The 21651-nt window shown below is 52.3% G+C and carries 20 protein-coding genes; 19 read left to right on the forward strand and 1 reads right to left on the reverse strand.

Annotated features, from left to right (window positions below; all coding sequences use genetic code 11):
- Window positions 1-162: 162 nt before the first annotated feature.
- From D7Z26_RS07995 to D7Z26_RS08025, 7 genes are all read left to right on the forward strand, one after another.
- Entirely contained in the window at window positions 163-1872 is a 1710-nt protein-coding gene (locus tag D7Z26_RS07995; protein ID WP_158602246.1) for an extracellular solute-binding protein, read from the forward strand.
- Window positions 1873-1929: 57 nt separating this feature from the next.
- Window positions 1930-2859, forward strand: coding sequence for an ABC transporter permease (locus tag D7Z26_RS08000; RefSeq protein ID WP_120976516.1), 930 nt, complete (start codon window positions 1930-1932; stop codon window positions 2857-2859).
- A 227-nt stretch (window positions 2860-3086) separates the two neighbouring features.
- Entirely contained in the window at window positions 3087-3758 is a 672-nt protein-coding gene (locus tag D7Z26_RS08005; RefSeq protein WP_233566717.1) for a carbohydrate ABC transporter permease, read from the forward strand.
- Between the two features lie 22 nt (window positions 3759-3780).
- Window positions 3781-4605: a response regulator transcription factor gene (locus D7Z26_RS08010; protein ID WP_120975644.1), complete on the forward strand. Its 825-nt coding sequence runs from the start codon at window positions 3781-3783 to the stop codon at window positions 4603-4605.
- 1 nt (window position 4606) lies between these two features.
- Window positions 4607-6322, forward strand: coding sequence for a sensor histidine kinase (locus D7Z26_RS08015; protein ID WP_120975646.1), 1716 nt, complete (start codon window positions 4607-4609; stop codon window positions 6320-6322).
- 26 nt (window positions 6323-6348) lie between these two features.
- Window positions 6349-7389 carry a Gfo/Idh/MocA family protein gene (locus tag D7Z26_RS08020; protein ID WP_120975648.1) on the forward strand — a complete coding sequence of 347 codons (1041 nt, stop codon included), beginning with the start codon at window positions 6349-6351 and terminating at the stop codon, window positions 7387-7389.
- Between the two features lie 162 nt (window positions 7390-7551).
- A complete protein-coding gene (locus D7Z26_RS08025) occupies window positions 7552-9927 on the forward strand; it encodes a hypothetical protein (protein ID WP_120975650.1) in 2376 nt (791 codons plus the stop codon).
- Between the two features lie 75 nt (window positions 9928-10002).
- Here the strand turns inward: D7Z26_RS08025 and sigK are convergent, their stop codons facing one another.
- A complete protein-coding gene (gene sigK / locus D7Z26_RS08030) occupies window positions 10003-10704 on the reverse strand; it encodes an RNA polymerase sporulation sigma factor SigK (protein ID WP_120975652.1) in 702 nt (233 codons plus the stop codon).
- Between the two features lie 231 nt (window positions 10705-10935).
- Between sigK and spoVAC the strand changes: the two genes are divergently transcribed.
- The 12 genes from spoVAC to yqeK all read left to right on the forward strand — a co-directional run bounded on the left by spoVAC (window position 10936) and on the right by yqeK (window position 21627).
- On the forward strand, window positions 10936-11448 hold the full coding sequence (gene spoVAC, locus D7Z26_RS08035) for a stage V sporulation protein AC (protein WP_120975654.1): 513 nt from the start codon (window positions 10936-10938) through the stop codon (window positions 11446-11448).
- Window positions 11435-12454, forward strand: a complete 1020-nt coding sequence (spoVAD, locus tag D7Z26_RS08040) for a stage V sporulation protein AD (RefSeq protein WP_199731691.1) — start codon at window positions 11435-11437, stop codon at window positions 12452-12454. Before spoVAC ends, spoVAD begins: the two co-directional genes overlap by 14 nt.
- A 19-nt stretch (window positions 12455-12473) precedes the next feature.
- Window positions 12474-12824, forward strand: a complete 351-nt coding sequence (spoVAE, locus tag D7Z26_RS08045; RefSeq protein ID WP_120976519.1) for a stage V sporulation protein AE — start codon at window positions 12474-12476, stop codon at window positions 12822-12824.
- A gap of 187 nt (window positions 12825-13011) precedes the next feature.
- The gene (locus D7Z26_RS08050; protein ID WP_120975658.1) at window positions 13012-13965 is read left to right on the forward strand and encodes an AAA family ATPase; all 954 of its coding nucleotides are present in this window, start codon (window positions 13012-13014) and stop codon (window positions 13963-13965) included.
- 2 nt (window positions 13966-13967) lie between these two features.
- Window positions 13968-15212, forward strand: coding sequence for a DUF58 domain-containing protein (locus D7Z26_RS08055; RefSeq protein WP_120975660.1), 1245 nt, complete (start codon window positions 13968-13970; stop codon window positions 15210-15212).
- A complete protein-coding gene (locus D7Z26_RS08060) occupies window positions 15209-17431 on the forward strand; it encodes a transglutaminase TgpA family protein (RefSeq protein WP_158602247.1) in 2223 nt (740 codons plus the stop codon). Before D7Z26_RS08055 ends, D7Z26_RS08060 begins: the two co-directional genes overlap by 4 nt.
- Window positions 17432-17589: 158 nt before the next feature.
- Entirely contained in the window at window positions 17590-18114 is a 525-nt protein-coding gene (locus D7Z26_RS08065; protein ID WP_120975664.1) for a YqeG family HAD IIIA-type phosphatase, read from the forward strand.
- 1 nt (window position 18115) lies between these two features.
- A complete protein-coding gene (gene yqeH / locus D7Z26_RS08070; RefSeq protein ID WP_120975666.1) occupies window positions 18116-19237 on the forward strand; it encodes a ribosome biogenesis GTPase YqeH in 1122 nt (373 codons plus the stop codon).
- Window positions 19238-19269: 32 nt separating this feature from the next.
- Entirely contained in the window at window positions 19270-20121 is an 852-nt protein-coding gene (gene aroE / locus D7Z26_RS08075) for a shikimate dehydrogenase (RefSeq protein WP_120975668.1), read from the forward strand.
- Window positions 20122-20168: 47 nt separating this feature from the next.
- The gene (gene yhbY, locus D7Z26_RS08080) at window positions 20169-20465 is read left to right on the forward strand and encodes a ribosome assembly RNA-binding protein YhbY (RefSeq protein WP_120976521.1); all 297 of its coding nucleotides are present in this window, start codon (window positions 20169-20171) and stop codon (window positions 20463-20465) included.
- 21 nt (window positions 20466-20486) lie between these two features.
- Complete coding sequence (locus D7Z26_RS08085) at window positions 20487-21074, forward strand: nicotinate-nucleotide adenylyltransferase (protein ID WP_120975670.1); 588 nt, start codon at window positions 20487-20489, stop codon at window positions 21072-21074.
- Window positions 21064-21627 (forward strand): bis(5'-nucleosyl)-tetraphosphatase (symmetrical) YqeK, encoded by a 564-nt coding sequence (gene yqeK, locus D7Z26_RS08090; protein WP_120975672.1) that lies wholly within the window; start codon window positions 21064-21066, stop codon window positions 21625-21627. The genes D7Z26_RS08085 and yqeK overlap by 11 nt, the downstream gene beginning before the upstream one ends.
- The last annotated feature ends 24 nt before the right edge of the window (window positions 21628-21651 follow it).

Raw genomic sequence — 21651 nt, forward strand, 5'->3', positions numbered from 1 at the left:
GCTCTCAAGATGAGCTTCGACTTTTTTTGCGGTATAAAGAGATTCATATGTAATCTTATATAGATCTAGGAAAACTGATATTTCATCAAAGCTTCGTCCTCCTTACAATAAGATCAGGAGATAGCGAGTTGGACACAATCGAATCTTATGGGGGATGGATCCATGAAAAGAGTAGCCTACGTATTAGCAACCGTTGTTGCGTTGACCTCATTAACGCTTGCGGGCTGTTCGGGAAACAACGATAATGCCTCAACAACGCCGCAATCGCAATCCGATGCGCCATCGTCAAGTTCTTCCGCCTCAACGGGGACGGTTGCGGTAGACGCTGATCCGTTCGGCAAATACGATCCGCCGATCAAGATGACTGCGGTGAACACCCTGATCGCAGGCAACGCCAAGTTTTTGCCGGGAGAATCTCCGAGCAACAATATATGGATCAAAACTTACGCAGACGAGCTCGGCATTGATGTCAACGTGCTATGGGGAAGCGATAACGTAGATAAGCTGACTTTAATGGTCGCTTCCGGAGATTTGCCCGATATATTCGCTTTGCCCGGCGACTCTACGATGTTCGATCAACTCGTGGATCAGGGGCAACTGGCAGATTTGACGGACGTCTACGAGAAATATGCCTCGCCTCTTGTGAAAGACTTAATGACTCGCGACGGCGGACGCACATTGGAAGGCAGTAAACGAAACGGCAGGATGTATTCCATCCCGAGGTGGCACGATCCTATCGATGCGTCGTTGGTGCTGTGGGTCAGGGAAGATTGGCGCGTAAAACTTAGCTTGCCCGAGCCCAAGACGATGGACGATGTCGTTGCGATCGCTAATGCCTTCGCAACGCAAGATCCGGACGGGAACAACAAAGCCGATACGACAGGTTTGTACGTATCGGGAGACGGCACGGAACCGGACGGTTATTACAACTTGGATCCGATCTTCTATGGATTCCACGCTTACCCTAATTCTTGGGTGGAAGATGCAAGCGGGAAACTCGTATACGGCAAAACGCAGGCGGACGTCATGAAGCCGGCTTTGAAAATGCTCCAGGATATGTACAAGAACAAACTGATTCCAAAGGAATTCGCTTTAAAAAAGGGAGAACAGCTCGAAGAAGATACCGCACAAGGCAAATACGGTCTGATCTATGGAGAATACTATTTTCCCGATTACCCGTTGCGATCTCTGAAGCAGGCGGATCCGAAGTCGGATTGGAAAGCGTACGCCATCGTATCGGCCGACGATCGGCAAGCCAAAATGCCGGTTCCGGGACTGGAAATTTTGAATCGGTTCGTCGTTAGGAAAAACGCGGAGCATCCGGAAGCGGTCATCAAAATGCTGAATCTTGCTACCGAGAAACTGTTCGGTCCGAATGCGGACTATGCCAAATACAATATCGACGCGCAAACAAATCGTAGCATTTGGAAATATACGGTCGTGCAGCAGCTGATGCCAAGGCAAGAGGACAATAAGTACGTGAACATCAATAAAGCTCTGGAGACTAAGATCACGTCATCGTTAACGACCATCGAGAAAGACGCCTACGATAAAGTCGTCGATTATATGAATAACGGAACGCTCGACAATTGGCCTTATTTCGCGATGTACGGTCCTGGCGGATCGATTAGGCATCATCTGGAATACGAGAAGGACGGCCGGCTTCTATACGATAAATTTACGGGAACGCTGACTCCGGCCATGATCGAGAATAAGGATGCGCTCGACGTGAGGTTTAACGACGTTTTGGTGAAAATCATCATGGGGTCGGACGTAAACGAATACGATAAATTCGTGGAAGATTGGTACAAGCTCGGCGGAGACAAGATGACCCAGGAAGCGAACGCTTGGTATACCGCTAATAAGAAGTAAGGAAGCGGAATGAACCGGAGAGGCAAGGTATGCCTGTTCATCCCTTGCCTCGAAGATATGGCGGAGGTGGCTGAAATTTCTCGTGCGGTCGATATGAAGCGGAACATTCCGCTGCACTTTATGCTCTTGCCGGGAGTCGTGCTTGTATTTATTTATAGTTATTGGCCGATGGCTGGCTTGGTGCTGGCTTTCCAGAAATTCAATATCGCAAGGTTCGCGAGCGGAGGCTACTTCGCTTCGCCGTTCATCGGAATCGACAATTTCAAATACGTGTTCGGCATGCCCGAGTTTCCCCGCGTGTTATGGAATACCGTGTTCATTGCCTCTATGAAGATCGTGGCGGGCACGGTCGCGCCGATCCTATTCGCCATTCTTCTGAACGAAGTAGGCAAAGCCTGGCTCAAGAGAGCCGTCCAAACGGTGACCTATCTGCCTTATTTTCTATCCTGGGTCATCTTGGGCGGGATTATTAGCGACATCTTATCTTCCGACGGAATGATCAATCAAATGCTGGCATCGCTTCATTTTCAGCCTGTTTTCTTTCTTGGAGATAATCGCGTCTTCCCTTATATGCTGGTCATTACGGATTTGTGGAAATCTACCGGGTTCAATACGATCATTTACTTGGCTGCGTTGACCAGCATTAACCCTGCTTTGTACGAGGCTGCCGTCATTGACGGAGCGAACCGTTGGAAACAAACGCTGCACGTCACGCTTCCCGGAATGATGCCGATTATCGTTCTGCTCGGAACTTTAAGCTTGGGCGATATTTTGAATGCCGGATTCGAACAAATTTTCGTGTTGTATAATCCGGTCGTGTTTCAAAGCGGCGATATTATCGATACTTTCAACTATCGAATCGGACTTCTGGGCGCAAAATACGATATCGGAACAGCGATCGGATTGTTCAAATCATGCGTATCCCTCGTTATGGTCTCGGTGTCGTATGCGTTAGCTTCGAAATTTGCCAATTATCGAATCTTCTAAGCGAACGAAGGTGTATGTAAATGAAAAGGTCTGCAGGGAAAATCACATTTGACTATTTAAATATGACTATACTATTCCTAATATCCTTGCTATGCTTATTTCCATATATTCATATATTGGCTGTTTCTTTAAGCTCAAGCGCATCGGTAGCGGAAGGGAAAGTTACGTTCTGGCCGGTCGACTTCACCATGAATTCCTATAACTTTGTCGCAAGCGGTTCTCGATTTATGACAGCCTTCGGTATCTCGGCGAAACGGGTTCTGCTCGGCGTCGTCATTTATATGATCATTACCGCCATTACGGCGTATCCGCTGTCGAAGGAAGATCGGCGTTTTAAATCGCGTACCGTATACGTGTGGTATTTCGTTGTCACGATGTTCGTGAGCGGCGGGTTGATTCCCACGTTTCTAGTCGTCAGATCGACGGGGTTGATGGACAGCATCTGGGCGCTAATTTTGCCGGGAGCCGTACAAATTTTCAACATCGTCATTTTATTGAATTTTTTAAGAGGTCTTCCCAAGGAGCTGGAAGAAAGCTCTTTTTTGGATGGCGGAGGACATCTCACCTATTTCCTTAGAATTGCGCTGCCGTTGTCCGTACCGTGTCTGATGACGCTCACTCTTTTTACCATCGTGTATCATTGGAACGCTTGGTTCGACGGTTTGATCTACATTAACAGCCCCGACCGTTATCCGTTGCAGACCTATATTCAGATGAACGTCATCGAGCCCGGCCGGCGGGTTAGAGACATTACCGATCTGGACGTATTAAAGACGGTATCGCAAAGTACGCTCAGAGCCGCGGAAGTGTTAGTTACGTCGATACCCGTCTTACTAGCGTATCCCTTTATTCAAAAGTATTTTATTACGGGTATTACGCTCGGCAGCGTGAAAGAATAATCTTCTGATCGGGAGGAGCAGCATGCATAAGATCCTTATCGTGGATGATCAGAAAATCGAGAGAACGGGAATCAAATTTCTAATTCATGAGTATCGTCTCGACTTGGAAGTGGCCGAAGCGGAAAACGGAAACAAGGCTCTTGACTATATCAGGAATCACGATCTGGACATTTTGTTTACGGACATTCGCATGCCGTTCATGGATGGACTGACTCTTGCCGAACAAACGAGAATCATCAAGCCGGACGTAAAAATCGTCATTTTCAGCGCTTACGGAGAATTCGAATACGCGAGAAAAGCGCTGGAACTGCACGTTCATCATTATGTTTTGAAGCCGGTGCAGGATCAAGAGTTTCTGGATGCGATCCGTAGCGTTTTCGAATTGTGCGCGCGAGAGAAAGCGGAAAAGGAGCGGACCCTTCGCTTGCTGGACGGTTATCGCAATGCTTTGAAACGCGATGACACCGATCGATTGCTTTCTATTCCTTCAGAAATACTGCAAGTAAGCAAGTCGCCAGAAAACGGAATCAACAAGGCGGTCATGAGTGCCGTTAAATTTATACACGACAATTACATGCGACCGATCGGCGTAGAGGCGGTCGCGGCTGAAGTGTATTTGTCGGCGGATTATTTGAACAGCCTATTCAAAGAGCAAACCGGTTACAGCTTAATGAAATATATTACCTCCTGCAGGCTGAAAAAAGCGGAGGAGCTGCTCAAAGGAACGAACCGCAAGATCGCGGACATCGGCAAATGCGTAGGGTATCAGGACACGTCCTATTTTTGCATGATTTTCAAAAATTGTTACGGAGACAGCCCGGCAAAATATCGGGAAAAGGTCGAATAAGATGAAGCCGTTTATGCGCTATTTCAAAAATTTGCGTTTCAAGCATAAGCTATTTCTTTCCTATTCGCTCGTAGTCGTGATTCCGATTATGATCCTTGGCATTTATTCGTTCGAAAGAGCCAAGTTCGCGCTCGAAGTGCAGGTGGAGAATAAGTGGCGCGTCTCCCTGACGCAATCGGCCAGCAATATCGACAATAAAGTCAAGCAATATGAAAGCGTTGCCGATTTTATCGGCATCAACAAGCGGATTCAGCGCATATTGAAAAACGATTATTCCGACATGTTTCTGTTATATGACGATATGACCCACTATCTGGGACCGACGCTGTCGGATATTCTTTACTTGAATGGCGATATCGACAAAATTATGATCTACTGCAACAAGGATATTCCGGAATATGGCCAATTTACCCGTTCCAGCGCCCGAGTAAGCGATTCGTCCTGGTTTAAGGAAGCGCTTACGAAACCTTCTTTGTACGATGACGGCGGGCGGGTTTTTGCCGTGCGCAAAATCGTAAGCATAAATAATAGTGCAACGGATCTGGGCGTGCTCTATATGGAAATCAACGTAGGCAAATTGTTACAAGGCTTGGCCGAATCGATCACGGACCAATACGGCATAACGGTTCTGGATAAGCACGGGAATACCGTATATGCGCGTAATACGTTCATAGATTCAAAGTATGCGCTGAATGGAAGCGAACTTCCGGATACGATCTCGCACAAGATGACGTTCAACGGCGAGACGTATCGCTTCATCCGAAGCGAAATGCCGGAATCAGGCTGGTCGATCTATTTCTATACGCCGCAAAAGCTCATGCCGGTGCACGGGCGCGATATTATCGAAGCGACGGTTCTGATTGCCGGTATTTGCCTCGTCGTGTTGATTCTGATCATTTGGCTGTTCTCCAATACCTTCGTCAAAAGAATCGCATGGCTTAATCGGATGATGCTGCGGGTACAGAACGGAGACTTGCAAGTGGAAGTGTCCAGTGACTCGTCGGATGAAATCGGAGAGCTGATCAACCGGTTCAGGGTGATGCTTAAGCGGATCAATAACTTGATCGACGACGTCTACCGAAGCGAAATCACGCAGAAAGAGGCGGAATTTAAAGCGCTTCAAGCCCAGATTAACCCGCATTTTTTATATAACGCGCTCTCCTTGATTAACTGGAAGGCGAAGATGATTCATGCCAAAGATATTAGCGATATCGCGAACTCCATATCCAGATTTTATCGGACAACGTTAAACAACGGCAAAAACGTCATCTCGATTCGCGACGAATTACGGAATACGCAGGCTTATCTGGAAATCCAAAGCGTGATGCACGACAACGGTTTCGAAGTCAGATACGACGTGGAAGAAGAAATCTATTCCTACGATATGATTAAGCTGATTTTGCAACCGATCGTCGAGAACGCCATTCATCATGGAATCGAAAGAATGATAGAAGGACGGGGGCTGATCGTCATATCCGGCCGTCTCGAGGGCGACAGCATTGAATTTCTGGTCTCCGACAACGGTCCCGGGATGGAACAAGATGTGATTGACGGCATCTTCGTCAAGCAGTCCGTCGGATATGGTTTATTGAACGTCCACAATCGAATACGGCTATTTTTCGGAAATGCCTATGGAATCAGTATCGCGAGCGATGTCGGCGAAGGGACGATCGTGAAGCTACAACTGCCGAAATTTAACAATGTTTCGGGTTATTAAGGGAAGTCAAAGACGGAGGTTGGGCGATGGGAAAAGTAAAAATCGGAGTCGTAGGTTTGAATTTCGGTTCCGCGATTATCGCCGAGCTGACATCAAAAGCAGGCGCCAAATGGTTCGAGCTGGCGGGGGTATGCGATCTGGATGCGGATAAAACCAGAAGTTACGCGATCAAATACGGAGTACGGGCATTTGCCAGCCTTGACGAGTTGCTCGGTGACGAAGAAATTCGCGCAATTGGGTTGTTCACACCGCCCGTTGGACGCGCCGCATTGATTGATCGAATCATTTCCGCCGGAAAAGACGTGATCACGACCAAGCCCTTCGAGCTTGATGTGGAGCAAGGAATAGGAATATTAAAGAAGGCGGAAAGACTAGGCAGGGTCATTCATCTGAATTCGCCTTCTCCTTGGTTACCCTCCGATCTACAGCTTCTTAAACAATGGCATGAGCGATATGAGCTTGGGCAGCCCGTCGCATGCAGGGCGGAAGTCTGGTGCGATTACCGGGAGAGATTTACGGGGACATGGTACGACGATTCAGAACAATGCCCGGTTGCTCCTATTTATCGAATCGGCATTTATTTGATTAACGATATCGTCAGATTGTTCGGAGAAGCGGATCAGGTTCAAGTGATGCATTCCAGGCTCTTCACCGAACGACCTACGCCGGACAATGCCCAACTCGGCATCAAATTCAAGAACGGCGCGATCGGCAATATTTTCGCTTCCTTCTGCGTCGACGACGGCCAAGCCTATAAGTATGCCTTGATCGTCAATTACGAAAAAGGAACCGTCTACCGGAATATCCTCCCGAAGCGGTTCGACGAGAATGGAGATAACTTCGAAAGCGAAATGATGCTGGTCACCCAAACGAAAGACGAGCCTTTCCACGTGGAGAGAGCGTCTCTGCCGGGCGCCGTCGGACAATATCAATGGGAGGCTTTCTACCGGGCTATCCAGGGGGAAAGATCGGAGCAAACCGTCTCAGCTGGTGAAATTATCGAAGGGATAAAGATCATTAGGGCGATGAGCAAGGCGGAAAAGTCGGGGAGATCGGAGAAAGTGTAAGCGCAAACAAAGATCGATGGATCGCCATACGGATCGAGGAAATCTTATATATCGGATTTTCCTTGACATCTCTAAACTGATGGCGTGAGGGGATGGGCGGCGACTAGATTGCGTAGGGGCTGATCATCCATCCTCTAATTCCTCGTTAAGGAGAGTGTATTGATGTTAAAGGAAACGAAATTGAATCGTCATGGGGGCAGTACTCGCAGATTATCGGGTTTTTGGGCAACGGTTCTGGTTTCGGCGCTTGTTTTCTCTCTGATGATTGGCATCATCGACGTTCCTATCTCCAAAGCTTCGACCGCCGTTCCGGCTTTTCCGGGGGCGCAAGGCGGCGGCGCGATCTCCGCCGGTGGTCGCGGAGGAGCCGTCATCAAGGTGACCAATTTAAACGATTCCGGACCCGGTAGCTTACGGGCATGCGCTACCGCCTCCGGTCCGCGGACATGCGTCTTTACGGTCGGAGGCACGATTAACCTTATGAGCACGATCTTAATCACGAACCCGAATTTGACGATAGCCGGGCAGACGGCTCCCGGCGGCGGGATCTTGATCAAAGGCACGAATATGTCGGACAATATGATCATGGTCGGCGTCGTCGGACAAGACGCTAACGTCATTATCCGATATTTGAGGCTTCGCAAAGGATACAATGCGAACGGCGACGACAGTGGCGGAGCGATCGAAATTTACAACGGCAACAATATTATTTTGGATCATATCTCCGTGAGCTGGAATCAAGACGAGGGGATCGGCGTATGGAAGAGCGCCAACATTTCCACCAAGAACGTTACCAGCCAGTATAATATTATGGCGGAAGGGCTATATCCTCACTCTACCGGCTTGCTTGCCGGAGGAGAGGGAGGGCAGGATACGGAAACCGATATCGACATGCATCATAATCTGATCATGAACGATACCCATCGCAATCCGCTCTTGAAGACCAAATCAAGCCGCGTCGTCAACAACATCACGTACAATCAGAGTTTTTATCTCGCTCAGGTCGGCGGCGGGATTTCGGTGGATTTCATCGGGAACAAGTATAAGAAAGGACCTCTATACGGCGTTACGACGTACGAGAGCAACTTCTACCCTCACGAAATCCAAGCTTTTCCTCAAGCCGTACCCTATGACAACAATACCGCGCATGGCGATCCTTCCATCTATTTGTCGGGCAACGTCGGCTGGAACCAAACGAATCCGAGCGGCAACCAGTGGCTGTTGACTAGCAAGATCGCTTGGGAGAACGAACCGGAGACCGGCGCGGCAATCCCCGCCTCTTGGAAACGTACTACGCCATTGCCCAACACGACCTATCCGATTGCGGCGGAGCCTGTCGGCAATATCGAAGATAGCATTCTTCCGACCGTAGGCGCATCGCAGCGGATTTCATGCGACGGTGCGTGGGTTCCCGCGAGAGACAGCGTCGATACGCGGTTAATTAATCAGTATCAGACAAATACCGGTATTAACTTTATTATTACGAACGAAAGTCAAGTCGGCGGATATCCGACGATAGCGGGCGGCACGCCATGTACGGACACCGATAACGACGGCATGCCGGACGCCTGGGAAATCTCTAACTTCGGCAATCTCAATCAGACGAGTAACGGAGATTTCAACAACGACGGCTACACGAATTTGGAGAAGTTCATGAACGGCATGTTGCCCGTCTCCGCTTCTGCACTCGTCAGTAACCTGACGGTAAACGACATCGCCAACGCGGCGAATTGGTCCGTCCGTAGCAACATTCGGATTGGGGATTTGGTTTACGGGGACCGAGCTAACTTGTTTGCGTCGATGCCTTCGAGCATGGCCGGAAGCGATTGGATCAGGCCGGCGAACGACTCCAAGTCCTATACGGGAACGACGCTCGCGAGCTTCAAGGTGAACGCCTCTAGCGATGTCTATGTCGCCCACAACGACGCGATTGCCGTAAAGCCTTCCTGGATGTCGTCGTGGACGGACACCGGACAAGACGTAACGTCCGATGCCGGACTGACCTACAGCCTGTACAAGAAAAACTACGCAAGCGGCTCCACCGTGTCTCTCGGCAATAACGGAGACGCTTCGGGACCGAGTAACTATTTCGTCATCATGAAAAATGCGACTGGCCCTCTTGTCAGCAATCTGACGGTGAACGACGCGTCCAACGCGGCGAATTGGTCTATCCGAAGCAACATTCGGAACGGGGATTTGGTCTATGGAGACCGAACGACATTGTTTACGTCGATGCCTTCAAGCGTTGCCGGAAGCGATTGGATCAGGCCGGCGAATGACTCGAAGTCCTACACGGGAACTACGTTGGCCAGTTTCAAGGTGAACGCCGCGAGCGACGTCTATATCGCGCACAACGACGCGATTTCCGCCAAGCCTTCTTGGATGTCGTCGTGGACGGACACCGGCCAAGACGTGACGACCGATGCCGGACTGACCTACAGCCTGTATAAAAAAAGCTTTGCAAGCGGCTCCACCGTGTCGCTCGGCAATAACGGCGATGCTTCGGGGCCGAGCACTTATTTCGTGATCGTCAAGTGAATGTCTTGAACTAAGAAACGATGGAGCTCCGCTTAGATCGGCTGATCTAAACAGGAGCTCCATCGTTTTTTGCCGTTAACGCTTCGCCTTATAAAACTCATGATAAAGTTTCATTAACGCCCTTTTCTCGATACGGGATACATACGACCTCGATATGCCAAGCTCCCGCGCGATCTCCCGCTGCGTCCGCTCGTCTCCGCCGCCGTCCAATCCGAACCTTCCCCGAATGACTTCTTGCTCTCGCTCGTCTAGAATATCCAGATTGCGATATATTTTGCTTTTCTCTATTTTCAGTTGAACCTTTTCGACGACCTCGTCCGGTTCCGTCCCCAGAATATCCTGCAGGGTGATTTCGTTGCCTTCCTTGTCCGTTCCGATGGGGTCGTGGAGGGAGACGTCTTTGCGTGTTTTCTTCAGCGATCTCAGATGCATAAGTATTTCGTTCTCGATGCAACGAGCGGCGAACGTGGCGAGCTTCGTACCTTTGTTCGGCTGGAAGCTCTCGATGGCTTTAATGAGACCGATCGTGCCTATGGAAATCAGGTCTTCCAGATCTTCTCCGGTGTTGTCGAATTTCTTGACGATATGGGCGACCAGACGCAGGTTATGCTCGATGAGCAGATTGCGCGAGACGGGATTGCCCTCCGCTAGCCGTTGCAGGTGAAGAGCTTCTTCTTCGTCGGTCAGCGGCTGGGGAAAAGCGTTGTTCTTCACGTAAGAGACAAGCAAGGAGAGCTGCTTGATGAATAGGGCGATCGAAGTGATAAAACCGGGCACGGGTAGGCCACCTCCGGTAGTAGGTTCGGCTTGCGGATAAGGAGCATTATCATTGTATGTGGGTTTGCGCCTATCCGTGCCTGTCACTAGGAAAATGATGCCGGCTCCTTTTTTAACTCAAAGTATCAATATATGCGCATGTGCAAATGTTCTTGGATCGGCATTTTTTTGGAACCCGCGGGAAATAATGAACACGATAAGTTTATGTTCATTTTCCATGGAGGTGCGACTATGGCAGTGAAAGGCGCGGGAAGCGGCGCGGGAGCTTATAAGCCGGTGTCCATGTCATCCAAAGAGTATCAAGCCTTCGCCAAGGCAAGGGGGCCGGTCCGGTCCGTTTGGACCAATTGCTTGAAAGCCTTTTTGGTCGGGGGCGTGATCTGCACGATCGGCGAGGGCGTACAGAAATTTTTCATGGCGGCATTTCACATGTCGTCGCGCGATGCCGGCAATCCGACGGTCGCGATCATGATCTTGTTCTCCGTCATTCTGACCAGCATGGGCGTCTACGACAAAATCGCCCAGTGGGCCGGGGCCGGGACTGCCGTTCCCGTAACGGGATTCGCCAATTCCATGGCATCCGCGGCGATCGAGCATAAGAGCGAAGGTTTGGTGCTGGGAGTAGGAGCGAATATGTTTAAGCTGGCGGGCTCCGTTATCGTTTTCGGGGTCGTGGCGGCATTCGTCGTGGGCATCATCTATTGGATTTTCGGAATCGGGGCTTGGCATGATACTACAGGGTAAACGCTCATGGGTATTTCCCAAGCCGCCCGTCATTATAGCGACAGGAACCGTCGCAGGCCCGGAAGAAGGCGAAGGTCCGCTCGCTTCGGAGTTCGACCTCGTACATCCGGATTTGGAGATGGGTCAGCCCACTTGGGAGAAAGCCGAAAGGCTAATGCTGGAACAAGCAACGGATATCGCGTTGCAACATGCCGGGCTGAAGAAAGAGCAATTGAGCTTCTATATCGGCGGAGATTTAATGAACCAAATCATTAGCAACACTTTCGCCGCTCGAACGTTGGGAACCCCTTTTCTCGGCGTGTTCGGCGCATGCTCCACGTCGATGGAGTCGCTGGCGATCGCTTCGCTGATCGTCGGTGCCGGAGCGGGTAATTACGCGATGGCGGGTACGAGCAGTCATAATTGCACGGTCGAGAAACAATTCCGATATCCGACGGAATACGGCTCGCAGAAACCGCCGACCGCCCAATTTACGGTTACGGGAGCGGGCGCGTCGATTGTCGCGAAGGAAGGGAAAGGCCCGGTCGTTACGGCGGCGACGATCGGCAAAGTCATGGACCTGGGAATTAAAGATCCGTTCAATATGGGGGCCGCGATGACCCCTGCGGCCGTCGACACGATCCAAGGCCACCTGCAGGATACGGGTAGGGAGCCGGGATATTACGACTTGATCGTGACCGGCGACTTGGCGAGCGTAGGCCATCCGCTCGCGAACGAGATGTTGCGCCGTAACGGGGTGCAGATGGAGCAAACGAAGTTCCTTGATTGCGCGCTTATGATTTTCGACGTCGAGAAACAGAAAGTACAAGCAGGCGCAAGTGGATGCGCATGTTCGGCGATCGTCACTTACGGTCATCTGCTTAAACGGATCCAAAAAGGCGAGTTACGCCGGATTCTCGTAGTCGCAACCGGAGCTTTGCATAGTCCGCTGACCTACCAGCAAGGGGAAAGCATCCCCTGCATCGCGCATGCCGTTGCCATAGAATCGCCAAATCCGGCTCATTAAGAAGGAGGTTTTGCGCATGATGCCTTTTGTTTGGGCATTCGTCGTGGGCGGCGGCATATGCGTCGTCGGACAGCTGTTGTTCGACGTCGCGAAGCTGACTCCTGCCCATACGATGTCTTTGTTGGTCGTTACGGGCGCTTTATTGGATGCCGTCGGCTGGTACGATCCGCTCATCGATTTCGCGGGCGCCGGAGCGACGGTGCCGATAACGAGCTTCGGAAACGCTCTCGTCCATGGATCGTTAACGGAGCTTCAGAACGTCGGCTGGATCGGCGTAATCACGGGGATATTCAGCATTACGAGCGCCGGCATTTCCGCGGCGATCGTATTCTCGTTCTTAGCGGCATTAGTCGCACGGCCTAAGGGATAAACGCGGAACTAACAATTAAAATACGTAAACTATTTTTGACCGACAGCCAAATTCTTCCGGGTTTGGCTGTTTCTCTATGGTTTTTTGGAAGAAACTAAAATTTACGACGACATCCAAATTCCGGTATAATAAGCGGAGGACTATCTAAAAACAACCCAACTAAGTAGATTCCATAGGAGGAACGAGAATGGACCATCATGCCGCGATGCAGCAACTAGATCAAATCAGGCGTAATATGGAATCATGCATTTATGGTAAAAAAGATGAAATCGCTTTAATGTTGACCGCGATGCTAGCGGGAGGGCACGTGCTGATAGAGGACGTTCCCGGTACCGGAAAAACCCAAATGGTCAAAGCGCTGGCCATGTCGATCGGCGGGGTTTTCCACCGAATTCAATGTAATCCGGATCTACTTCCGACCGATATTACGGGAGTTTCCATTTACCATCCGAAGCTGGAGCAATTCGTTTTCCGGCCTGGACCGGTCATGGCGAACATGCTGCTGGCGGACGAGATTAACCGGGCGACTACCAAAACGCAATCCGCTTTATTGGAAGCGATGGAAGAAAGACGAGTATCCGTAGACGGCGAGACGCATATTCTCCCTCATCCTTTCATGTTGTTCGCGACCCAGAACCCGATCGAATTCGAAGGTACTTATAGTTTGCCCGAAGCTCAATTGGACCGTTTCTTAATGAAAATCAAATTAGGGTATCCCGACGAGGCATCGGAGAAAAGGCTCGTTCTAGAGCCGGGCTCCGGCAGAGCCGCTGAATCTTTACAAGCGGTCGCTACCGTGGACGACGTCGCCCAAATGCAGCGATTGGCGGAAGGAATCCACCTGGAGACTAGCGTGGCGGATTATTTGATTTCCTTGATCCGGGGTACGCGTCAGCATTCCGCGGTCATTCTCGGCGCAAGTCCGCGCGCGGCCGTCGCATTGTCTTCCGCGGCGAAAGCCTACGCGTTCCTGAATCACCGCTCATTCGTGCTTCCCGATGACGTAAAGGCGATGGCGCCGTTGGTGCTCGGCCATAGGCTGCATCTGCGTTCCGAAGCCCGCATGCAAGGCACGACTACGCAGCAGGTATTGCAGGACGTGCTTCGGTTACTGCCCGTACCCGTTGGAATGGAGCGTTAATCATGGCTCGGCTGCATGTCCCGCGCGCTTGGTGGTTTAGCGCAGCGCTATACGCGTCTTCGTTTTTCTATGTGTTATTTCAAGGCGGCAAGACGTCTCTTATGCTGTTTATGATTCTAAATGCGCTAGCCCTCTATCTCATGCTTGGAAGATGGAGCGGCATCGGAGGCGTTCTGGGCCTGCGATACACGGATGCGGGGGAAGGCAGCGCGACGACGCTGACCGCCGGCATGCGGCTCCAGGTTAAGCTTCGCATGGTCATTCCCGGATTCTGGCCGCTTCCGTACGTCATCGTGAGAGAAAAGCTCGTGCGATCCTCGGGAGGCGAAGCGCAATTATACGAAATGTCCTTCGTGCCGGATTACCGGCGCAGGGGAGAGGTGCACTTCGAGACCGCGCCTTTGCGCAGGGGGAGATACCAGTTTCAGAACACCGACTGCTCTACTCGCGATATTTTCGGATTGTTCGAGCATCGCGGTTCGTTCTCTCAACCTATGAACATTCAAGTGCTTCCGAGAACCGTGCCGCTGAAAGATTGGCGTTTGTTCAGACGCTCGCAACGCGGAGTGTTCCAGCATACGTTCACGTCGTTGTGGGCAAGGGAGACGACGCAAATCGACGGCGTCAGGGAATACATCCACGGGGATCGTCTTTCGCGGATCCATTGGAACGCCACGGCTAAGACCGGGCAATGGAAGTCCAAGGAATTCGAGAGGGAAGCGCTCCCGCGCGTCTTGTTCGTCCTGGATCGCAACTCTTCTTCTTATTCGGCGCCGGAGCAATTCGAGCTTGCGGTTTCCGTAGCGGCATCTTTGTTAGAACTAACGATCGCCAAGAGAATGCCGATAGGTTTCGTTTCCTCGGGAGCCGTCTCCCGGTGGTTCGGCGAAGGCCGGACGCCCGTAACCCGAGACGAAGTGCTTCAGCATCTCGTTGACGTAGAGGCGGATGGCAAGCAATCGCTCGGAGACGTATTGGCTCAAGTGTCGGAGAGGTTCGAACCCGGCATTCATGTCGTCATTGTCGGTTCTTCCAAGGACGATCAGACGGTCGCGGCCATGAAAGCTCTGGAAAGCAGAAGAATGATCCCTAGCATTATTCATATTTCGGACAAACATATGTCGATAGACGAATCGGCTAAATTACAGCAATGGCAAGCGTTATGTCAGAGCAAACAATGGGAATTCAGCTCCGTTTCCCAGTTGGATCATCTGCCTCAGGCTCTTGGGGGAGGTTTGTCCGCATGACTCTTCGTACTCTGCTTAACGGACAATTCTGGAGAAGGGTCGTGCTGGAGCGGCTGCATCGCCTGCTGGTGATCATCATCGTCTTGCAATTGATCCAGTGCTTTTCCGACTTATGGTGGGAAGAAACTTATGCCATCGTCTATGGCGTTTTGGCCGTTACCGCGGTCGTCGAGTTGCTGTTCACTCGGTTAATCGGCCTACGGTTAATCGTGCAAGGCATTGCATTGCTAGGCATGATTCAATGGAAAATGCCGATCCAATGGGGCGGTTGGCCCGAAAAATGGCGATCGTGGGAACAAGTCAGAAGTTTCCTAACGTTCCACGTCGATCAGCTTCATCCGTTTTTCGAGATCGGAATCGGAGTCGTAGCGCTCGTACACGTGCTATCGTGGATCGGGTCGCGGCGTGCTGGAGCGATTGCCATCTTCGTCCTATCGATTGCCGGCATGGCGGCCGTGGATTCCTTTTTCCCGTTGGAGCTTTGGCATAATATCGCATGGATCGTGACCGCGGGACTCGCTTGGTTGGTCGTCCTGCACCTTAGGCAATTGCAAGTGCGTCACCCGGACAGCTGGGAGGCATTGGCTGAACGGCCTCTCGACATCGCATTCCCTGCCGTCGTTATTATCACGATCGTGCTGTTAGCCGGTATTTTCGTGCCGCGAGCGCCGGTAATTCTAGAGGATCCTTATACGATATGGACGGAAGCGCAAGGCCGGGAGGTACCTGCTTTCTCGGGCGAAGGAGGAGTACAGAAGGTTAGCGTAACGCCAAGCACCAAAGGGTCTTCCTTATCCGGCTATAGTCGCGATGACCGGAAAATCGGAGGTAGCTTCCAGTTCGATTACTCGCCGGTCATGACGATTACGACCTCACAAAGCAGCTATTGGCGCGGAGAGTCGAAGTCGATATACACCGGGAAAGGTTGGGCGGATACGAAGGATGCCCGGCTTGTCCCGTTGGCCGTCGGCGCTGCAACCGATCTCGAGCTCGATCCGCCTCGCGCGCCGGGCGTGAAGACGGTAGAAGTCGTCCAGACGGTGACCGTGCTCCGGAAAGACAAGATCCCGGTGCTGTTCGGCGCCGGCCCCGTATCCTCCGTCTCGGAACTTAAGAGCGACAATAACGCCGGTTTGAAATGGAATCCGGAGGAGTGGGAGGCACGTTGGACCAAGTCGGCAAGAGTCGAAAGCTATTCGATCGTCTCTCAAGTGGCCGTACTCGACGTTAAAGGTCTCCAGGGCGCTCCCGCGCCTTCGAGCATCGACGTTGCCCCGTATTTACAATTGCCGGATTCGCTGCCCGATCGGGTACGCGAGCTCGCCAAAGAAAAAACGGCGGGGTTAACGAACGATTACGATAAAGCGAAGGAACTCGAGAGTTATCTGAAAGAAACTTTTCCTTATACGAATAAACCGGATTTAACCAGGCAGACGAACCGGACGAACGGAGACTTCGTCGACGCGTTCCTGTTCGAGATCAAGGAAGGCTATTGCGACTACTTCTCGACTTCGTTCGTCGTAATGGCGCGTTCGATCGGACTGCCTACGCGATGGGTGAAGGGATACGCGACCGGCTACGATCCTTCGAGGTCGGAGCGGGAGCGTTTTGGCGGACCGATTGCAACGCCGGATCCATCCGGTGCCGGCACTTACACCGTCCGTAACGCCGACGCGCATTCGTGGGCGGAAGTATACTTCGAAGGCTACGGTTGGATTCCGTTCGAACCGACTTCAGGGTTCACCGTTCCGCAGCCGCTGCCCCAAGGGGAAGTGTCCCAACCCGAGACCGAAACGGACACTAACGCAACCCCGGTGGATACGAGCGTGTCGGACCGCAATAACGATTGGATCGTACCGGCCGGAGCGGTCGGCGTCATCCTGATCATTCTCGGATTGGTATTCGTCAGTTATCGCAACAACCGTGCCCGGAGATTGTGGGACCGAATCCGCAGCCGGGGCCATACGCCGAACCAACGCGTCGTCCGCGAGATGGAGAGATTGCTGGTCTTCATGCAACGTCAAGGCATGCGGAGGGAAAAGCATGAGACGATCCGGGAGACGTTCGAGCGCTGGAGCGACAAATTTTCTTCCCTGACGTTGGAATTCGACGGGGCGTTAACGAGCTTCGAGCAAGCGCGCTATGGACACGATACGGGCAATCCTCAGTTATTGCATGAATTTACGGAAGCGGCGACCAAAATACGCAAAGCTTTATAGGGAATCATAGGGAGTGCGCAAGGCAGCCGGGTATGTCCGGTTTGCCGGTAAGGGGGAGCCCGGGCTAATCGGGCTTCCCTTTTCTTTTGCAAGGCAGGGTGGGGTGTGGTATATTTTGAGGAAGATTAGCCATAGAGGGACAGGAGTTAACTTTATTGATGTTCAAGCGTTTGCTTCCCGATCAAATCGTGAATACCGTATTTGATATTGATTTGGATGAATTGCATAAACGGGGAGTTCAAGGGATCATAACCGATCTCGATAATACCCTCGTAAGCGCCAAAACTCCGCTCGCTACTCCCCAGCTTGTTGGCTGGTTGGATGTAGTGAAAGACCGGGGTTTTAAAGTCGTCATTTTATCCAATAACAATGAAACGAGAGTGGGCAATTTTGCGACGCCTCTTGGCATTCCGTTCATTCCCGCGGCTCGTAAGCCTGCTGGCGGCTCTTTCCGGAGGGCTTTGAAGCTCATGGAGCTGCAGCCGGATCAAGCCGTCGTCGTCGGGGATCAGATGTTGACGGACGTATTGGGCGGGCGTCGCGCCGGATTGCATACGATATTGGTTACGCCGATCGCCCCTAAAGAAGAAGGATGGGCGACTCAGATCAATCGCAAAATCGAGAAAATCGCCTTGGCAAGACTGCGTAAAAAAGGGCTATGGCCGGATAAGGGAGGACGCTAACATGACGCAACAACAAATTAAGCCTCCGCGCTGCGCCGGATGCGGAATTCCGCTTCAGAGCGAAGATCCGAAGAAGCCGGGATTCGTGCCCGCCTCTTCCATCGACAAGGAAGAAGCCGTATGCCAGCGCTGCTTCCGCATCAAGAACTATAATGAAGCATCGTCGGTAACGGTCGACCAGGACGAATTCCTGAAGCTCCTAGGCGGTATCGCATCCACCGACAGCCTAGTCGTCCATATCGTAGACTTGTTCGATTTCCAAGGCAGCTTGATCTCGGGGTTACAACGTTTCGTCGGTAATAATCCGGTGTTGCTCGTCGTCAACAAAATCGATCTGCTTCCGCCCGTGACGAACTGGAACCGGTTGCGGAACTGGGTACAGAAGCAGGCGCGCGAGGAAGGACTTAAGGTCGCCGACGTCGTGCTGTGCAGCGCGCGGCGCAATATCGGATTCGACCGCGTCGTCGAAGCGGTCAACTCTTACAGGCAAGGCCGCGACGTCTATGTCGTCGGAGCGACTAACGTGGGCAAGAGCACGCTCATAAACCGACTGATCTCGGATTACAGCGACTTGAAGCGAGAGCTCACGGTTTCCCGGTATCCGGGAACGACGCTCGACGCGGTTCATATTCCCCTTGATGATGGCAAGAGCATCATCGACACGCCGGGAATCGTCTACGCGTGGAGAATGTCGGAAATCGTTCCCCGCAAGGATCTGGCCGCGTTGCTTCCGGATAAGCCGTTGAAGCCGCTGACCTATCAATTGAACGAGAAGCAGACCTTGTTTATCGGCGCGCTTGCCCGGTTCGATTTCGTAGAAGGAGAACGGCAGTCGTTCACCGTCTATTTGTCGGGCGGCCTTGACGTTCACCGGACGAAGCTGGAACGCGCGGATGAATTGTACGAGCAACATCGCGGCGTCATGCTCAGTCCTCCGAACCAGGAAGATCTGGAGACGATGCCCGCTTGGACGCGACACCGGCTAAGAATTCCGCCGAATTCGCAGCAGGACGTTTTCATTTCCGGCCTCGGTTGGATCCAGACGAACGGCAAATCGGGCAGTACCGTCGACGTTCACGCTCCGCGCGGAATCAAAGTGATGCTTCGCGAGAGTATTCTATAGCAAGCGTCTCTTCGGGAGAGGAGAAACCATCGATGCAACGATTGGATAGCCATACCGCGTTATTCGGTGTCATCGGAGATCCGGTGCGCCACTCCAAATCCCCGATCATGCTTAACCGCGCTTTCGGGGAAACGGGCGTGAACGGCGCCTATGCGGCGTTTCACGTTAAACCGGAGCAGTTGGCGCAAGCGATAGCGGGCGTTCGAGGTCTCGGATTCAAGGGCTTAAACGTCACGATTCCGCATAAAATCGAAGTCATGGCGCATCTGGACGAGATCAGCGAAGGTGCCAAGGCGGCGGGAGCGGTCAATACGATCGTCAACGACGGCGGACGTCTGATCGGCTACAATACGGACGGCATCGGTTACGTACGTTCCTTGAAAGAGGAAGCGGAACCGGATCTCGCGGGCAAGACGATCGTCGTCTTGGGTGCGGGAGGCGCTTCCCGAGGCATTTTGTGGGCGTTGGCGCAAGAAGGTCCGAAGGCGATTCTGCTCGCGAACCGAACGGAAGCGAAAGCTTTCGAAGTGGCTTCCGCGTTCTCGCCCGACTATCGCATCTCGGCGATTCCTTGGGAGGAACTGCAGGCGGCTTGCGCGTCCGCGGACGTCGTAATCAATACGACTTCCGTCGGCATGTCTCCTAACGTGGACGCGGTGCCTTTGGATCCGTCGTGGCTGAAGCCCGGTTCGGTCGCAAGCGATTTAATCTATAACCCGCTCAAAACCGCTTTCCTCCGTCAAGCCGAACAACTCGGCTGCCGTATTCATGGCGGATTAGGCATGTTCATCTATCAAGGCGCATATGCCTTCGAATATTGGACCGGCCAGCCGGCCCCGGTCGCCGCGATGCGGGAAGCGGTAATGGCGTCGTTTAATCAATAAGAGTTCGCGGGCTCAGGAGTCCGCGACCTATGAAAGCAGGAAAACACATGTTAACAGGCAAACAAAAACGCCACCTCAGATCGATGGCGCATCACTTAACGCCGATTTTCCAAGTCGGCAAGGGCGGAACGAACGATCACTTGATACGCCATATCGAAGAAGCGATCGAAGTGCGCGAGCTGATTAAAGTATCCGTACTCACGAACTGTACCGACGATCCGCGCGAAATCGGAGCCGAACTCGCGGAGAAATCCGGTTCCGAGCTCGCTCAGGTTATCGGCAAGACGATCGTATTGTATAAGGAATCCAAAGATCATAAGCAAATCGTGCTTCCGCGCAAATGATGAACGGAAAGGCGGGGTCCCATGCGTAAAATCGGTCTGCTCGGAGGTACCTTCGACCCGATTCATCACGGCCATCTCATCGCGGCGGAAGCCGCGAGAGAAGCTGTCGGGCTAGACGAAGTGTGGTTGATTCCGACGGCGGCCCCCCCGCATAAGCCTCAGCCTAGCGCGAATGCCGATCAACGGCGTCTCATGCTGGATACGGCTATCGCCGGCAATCCGGCAATGCGCGTCGAAGATATCGAATTGCGGCGCGCAGGTTCTTCCTATACGATTGACACGGTAACTTCCTTGCAGGAACGCGAGCCGGAAATCATGTTTTATTGGATCGTAGGCTCCGATATGGTGAAGGATTTGCCGAATTGGCGACGTATCGAAGAGCTGGCGGAGCGGGTGACATTCATCGGACTGGAGCGGCCCGATCAGCCCTCCGACGACTCGCGTCTCCCGTCTTTCATCAGAAGGAAATTGCTGCGGGCGGCAATGCCTCCCATGGGTATATCCTCTTCCGATATCCGGCGCAGGCTGAAGAGTGGACGTTCCATCCGGTACATGCTTCCGGACTCGGTAATCGAGATCATTCAAAGGGATGGCTTATATGAATCTTGAAATGCTAAGGGAAGCGACCCGCGCGCAAATGCCGGACAAACGTTGGAAGCATACGTTAGGCGTCGTCGAGACGGCGATCAAGCTGGCCAAGCGATACGGAGGAGATTCCGCCAAGTCGGAGCTTGCCGCATTGCTGCACGATTATTCCAAAGCTTGGGCGATCGATCGCATGGAAGCGGTCATCCGGGAAAACCGTTTGCCGCCGGAACTGCTCGTTCACGATAAGGAGCTGTGGCATGCGCATGTCGGCGCTTGGGCGGTTCGAACCGAGCATGGCATCGAAGACGTCGAGGTATTGGATGCGATACGCTATCACACATCCGGTCGCGAGGGGATGACCCAGCTGGACAAAATCGTCTGCCTTGCGGATTATATCGAGCCCGGCAGGGACTTCCCCGGCGTGGATCGCTTACGCGAGTTAGCAAAGCAAAGTCTGGAGAAAGCGCTGGTCGCCGCCTTCGACTCCACGATCGAAGTACTGATTCAGCGCGGGAAAAGGATTTTCCCGCAAACCGTAATCGCGCGTAACGACTTGATCGCGCAACTAAAATAAACGAAACGAACTTATAGAAAACGG

Origin of the sequence: Cohnella endophytica, from assembly GCF_003628305.1 — a bacterium.
Lineage (GTDB): Bacteria > Bacillota > Bacilli > Paenibacillales > Paenibacillaceae > Cohnella > Cohnella endophytica.

Coding starts and splice junctions, on each gene's coding strand:
- D7Z26_RS07995 (WP_158602246.1), top strand. CDS start 163: ATGAAAAGAGTAGCCTACGTATTAGCAACCGTTGTTGCGTTGACCTCA.
- D7Z26_RS08025 (WP_120975650.1), top strand. CDS start 7,552: ATGTTAAAGGAAACGAAATTGAATCGTCATGGGGGCAGTACTCGCAGA.
- yqeH (WP_120975666.1), top strand. CDS start 18,116: ATGACGCAACAACAAATTAAGCCTCCGCGCTGCGCCGGATGCGGAATT.
- D7Z26_RS08060 (WP_158602247.1), top strand. CDS start 15,209: ATGACTCTTCGTACTCTGCTTAACGGACAATTCTGGAGAAGGGTCGTG.
- D7Z26_RS08015 (WP_120975646.1), top strand. CDS start 4,607: ATGAAGCCGTTTATGCGCTATTTCAAAAATTTGCGTTTCAAGCATAAG.
- D7Z26_RS08010 (WP_120975644.1), top strand. CDS start 3,781: ATGCATAAGATCCTTATCGTGGATGATCAGAAAATCGAGAGAACGGGA.
- yqeK (WP_120975672.1), top strand. CDS start 21,064: ATGAATCTTGAAATGCTAAGGGAAGCGACCCGCGCGCAAATGCCGGAC.
- D7Z26_RS08000 (WP_120976516.1), top strand. CDS start 1,930: ATGGCGGAGGTGGCTGAAATTTCTCGTGCGGTCGATATGAAGCGGAAC.
- yhbY (WP_120976521.1), top strand. CDS start 20,169: ATGTTAACAGGCAAACAAAAACGCCACCTCAGATCGATGGCGCATCAC.
- spoVAE (WP_120976519.1), top strand. CDS start 12,474: ATGCCTTTTGTTTGGGCATTCGTCGTGGGCGGCGGCATATGCGTCGTC.
- aroE (WP_120975668.1), top strand. CDS start 19,270: ATGCAACGATTGGATAGCCATACCGCGTTATTCGGTGTCATCGGAGAT.
- D7Z26_RS08005 (WP_233566717.1), top strand. CDS start 3,087: ATGACAGCCTTCGGTATCTCGGCGAAACGGGTTCTGCTCGGCGTCGTC.
- D7Z26_RS08020 (WP_120975648.1), top strand. CDS start 6,349: ATGGGAAAAGTAAAAATCGGAGTCGTAGGTTTGAATTTCGGTTCCGCG.
- D7Z26_RS08065 (WP_120975664.1), top strand. CDS start 17,590: ATGTTCAAGCGTTTGCTTCCCGATCAAATCGTGAATACCGTATTTGAT.
- spoVAC (WP_120975654.1), top strand. CDS start 10,936: ATGGCAGTGAAAGGCGCGGGAAGCGGCGCGGGAGCTTATAAGCCGGTG.
- D7Z26_RS08050 (WP_120975658.1), top strand. CDS start 13,012: ATGGACCATCATGCCGCGATGCAGCAACTAGATCAAATCAGGCGTAAT.
- D7Z26_RS08055 (WP_120975660.1), top strand. CDS start 13,968: ATGGCTCGGCTGCATGTCCCGCGCGCTTGGTGGTTTAGCGCAGCGCTA.
- D7Z26_RS08085 (WP_120975670.1), top strand. CDS start 20,487: ATGCGTAAAATCGGTCTGCTCGGAGGTACCTTCGACCCGATTCATCAC.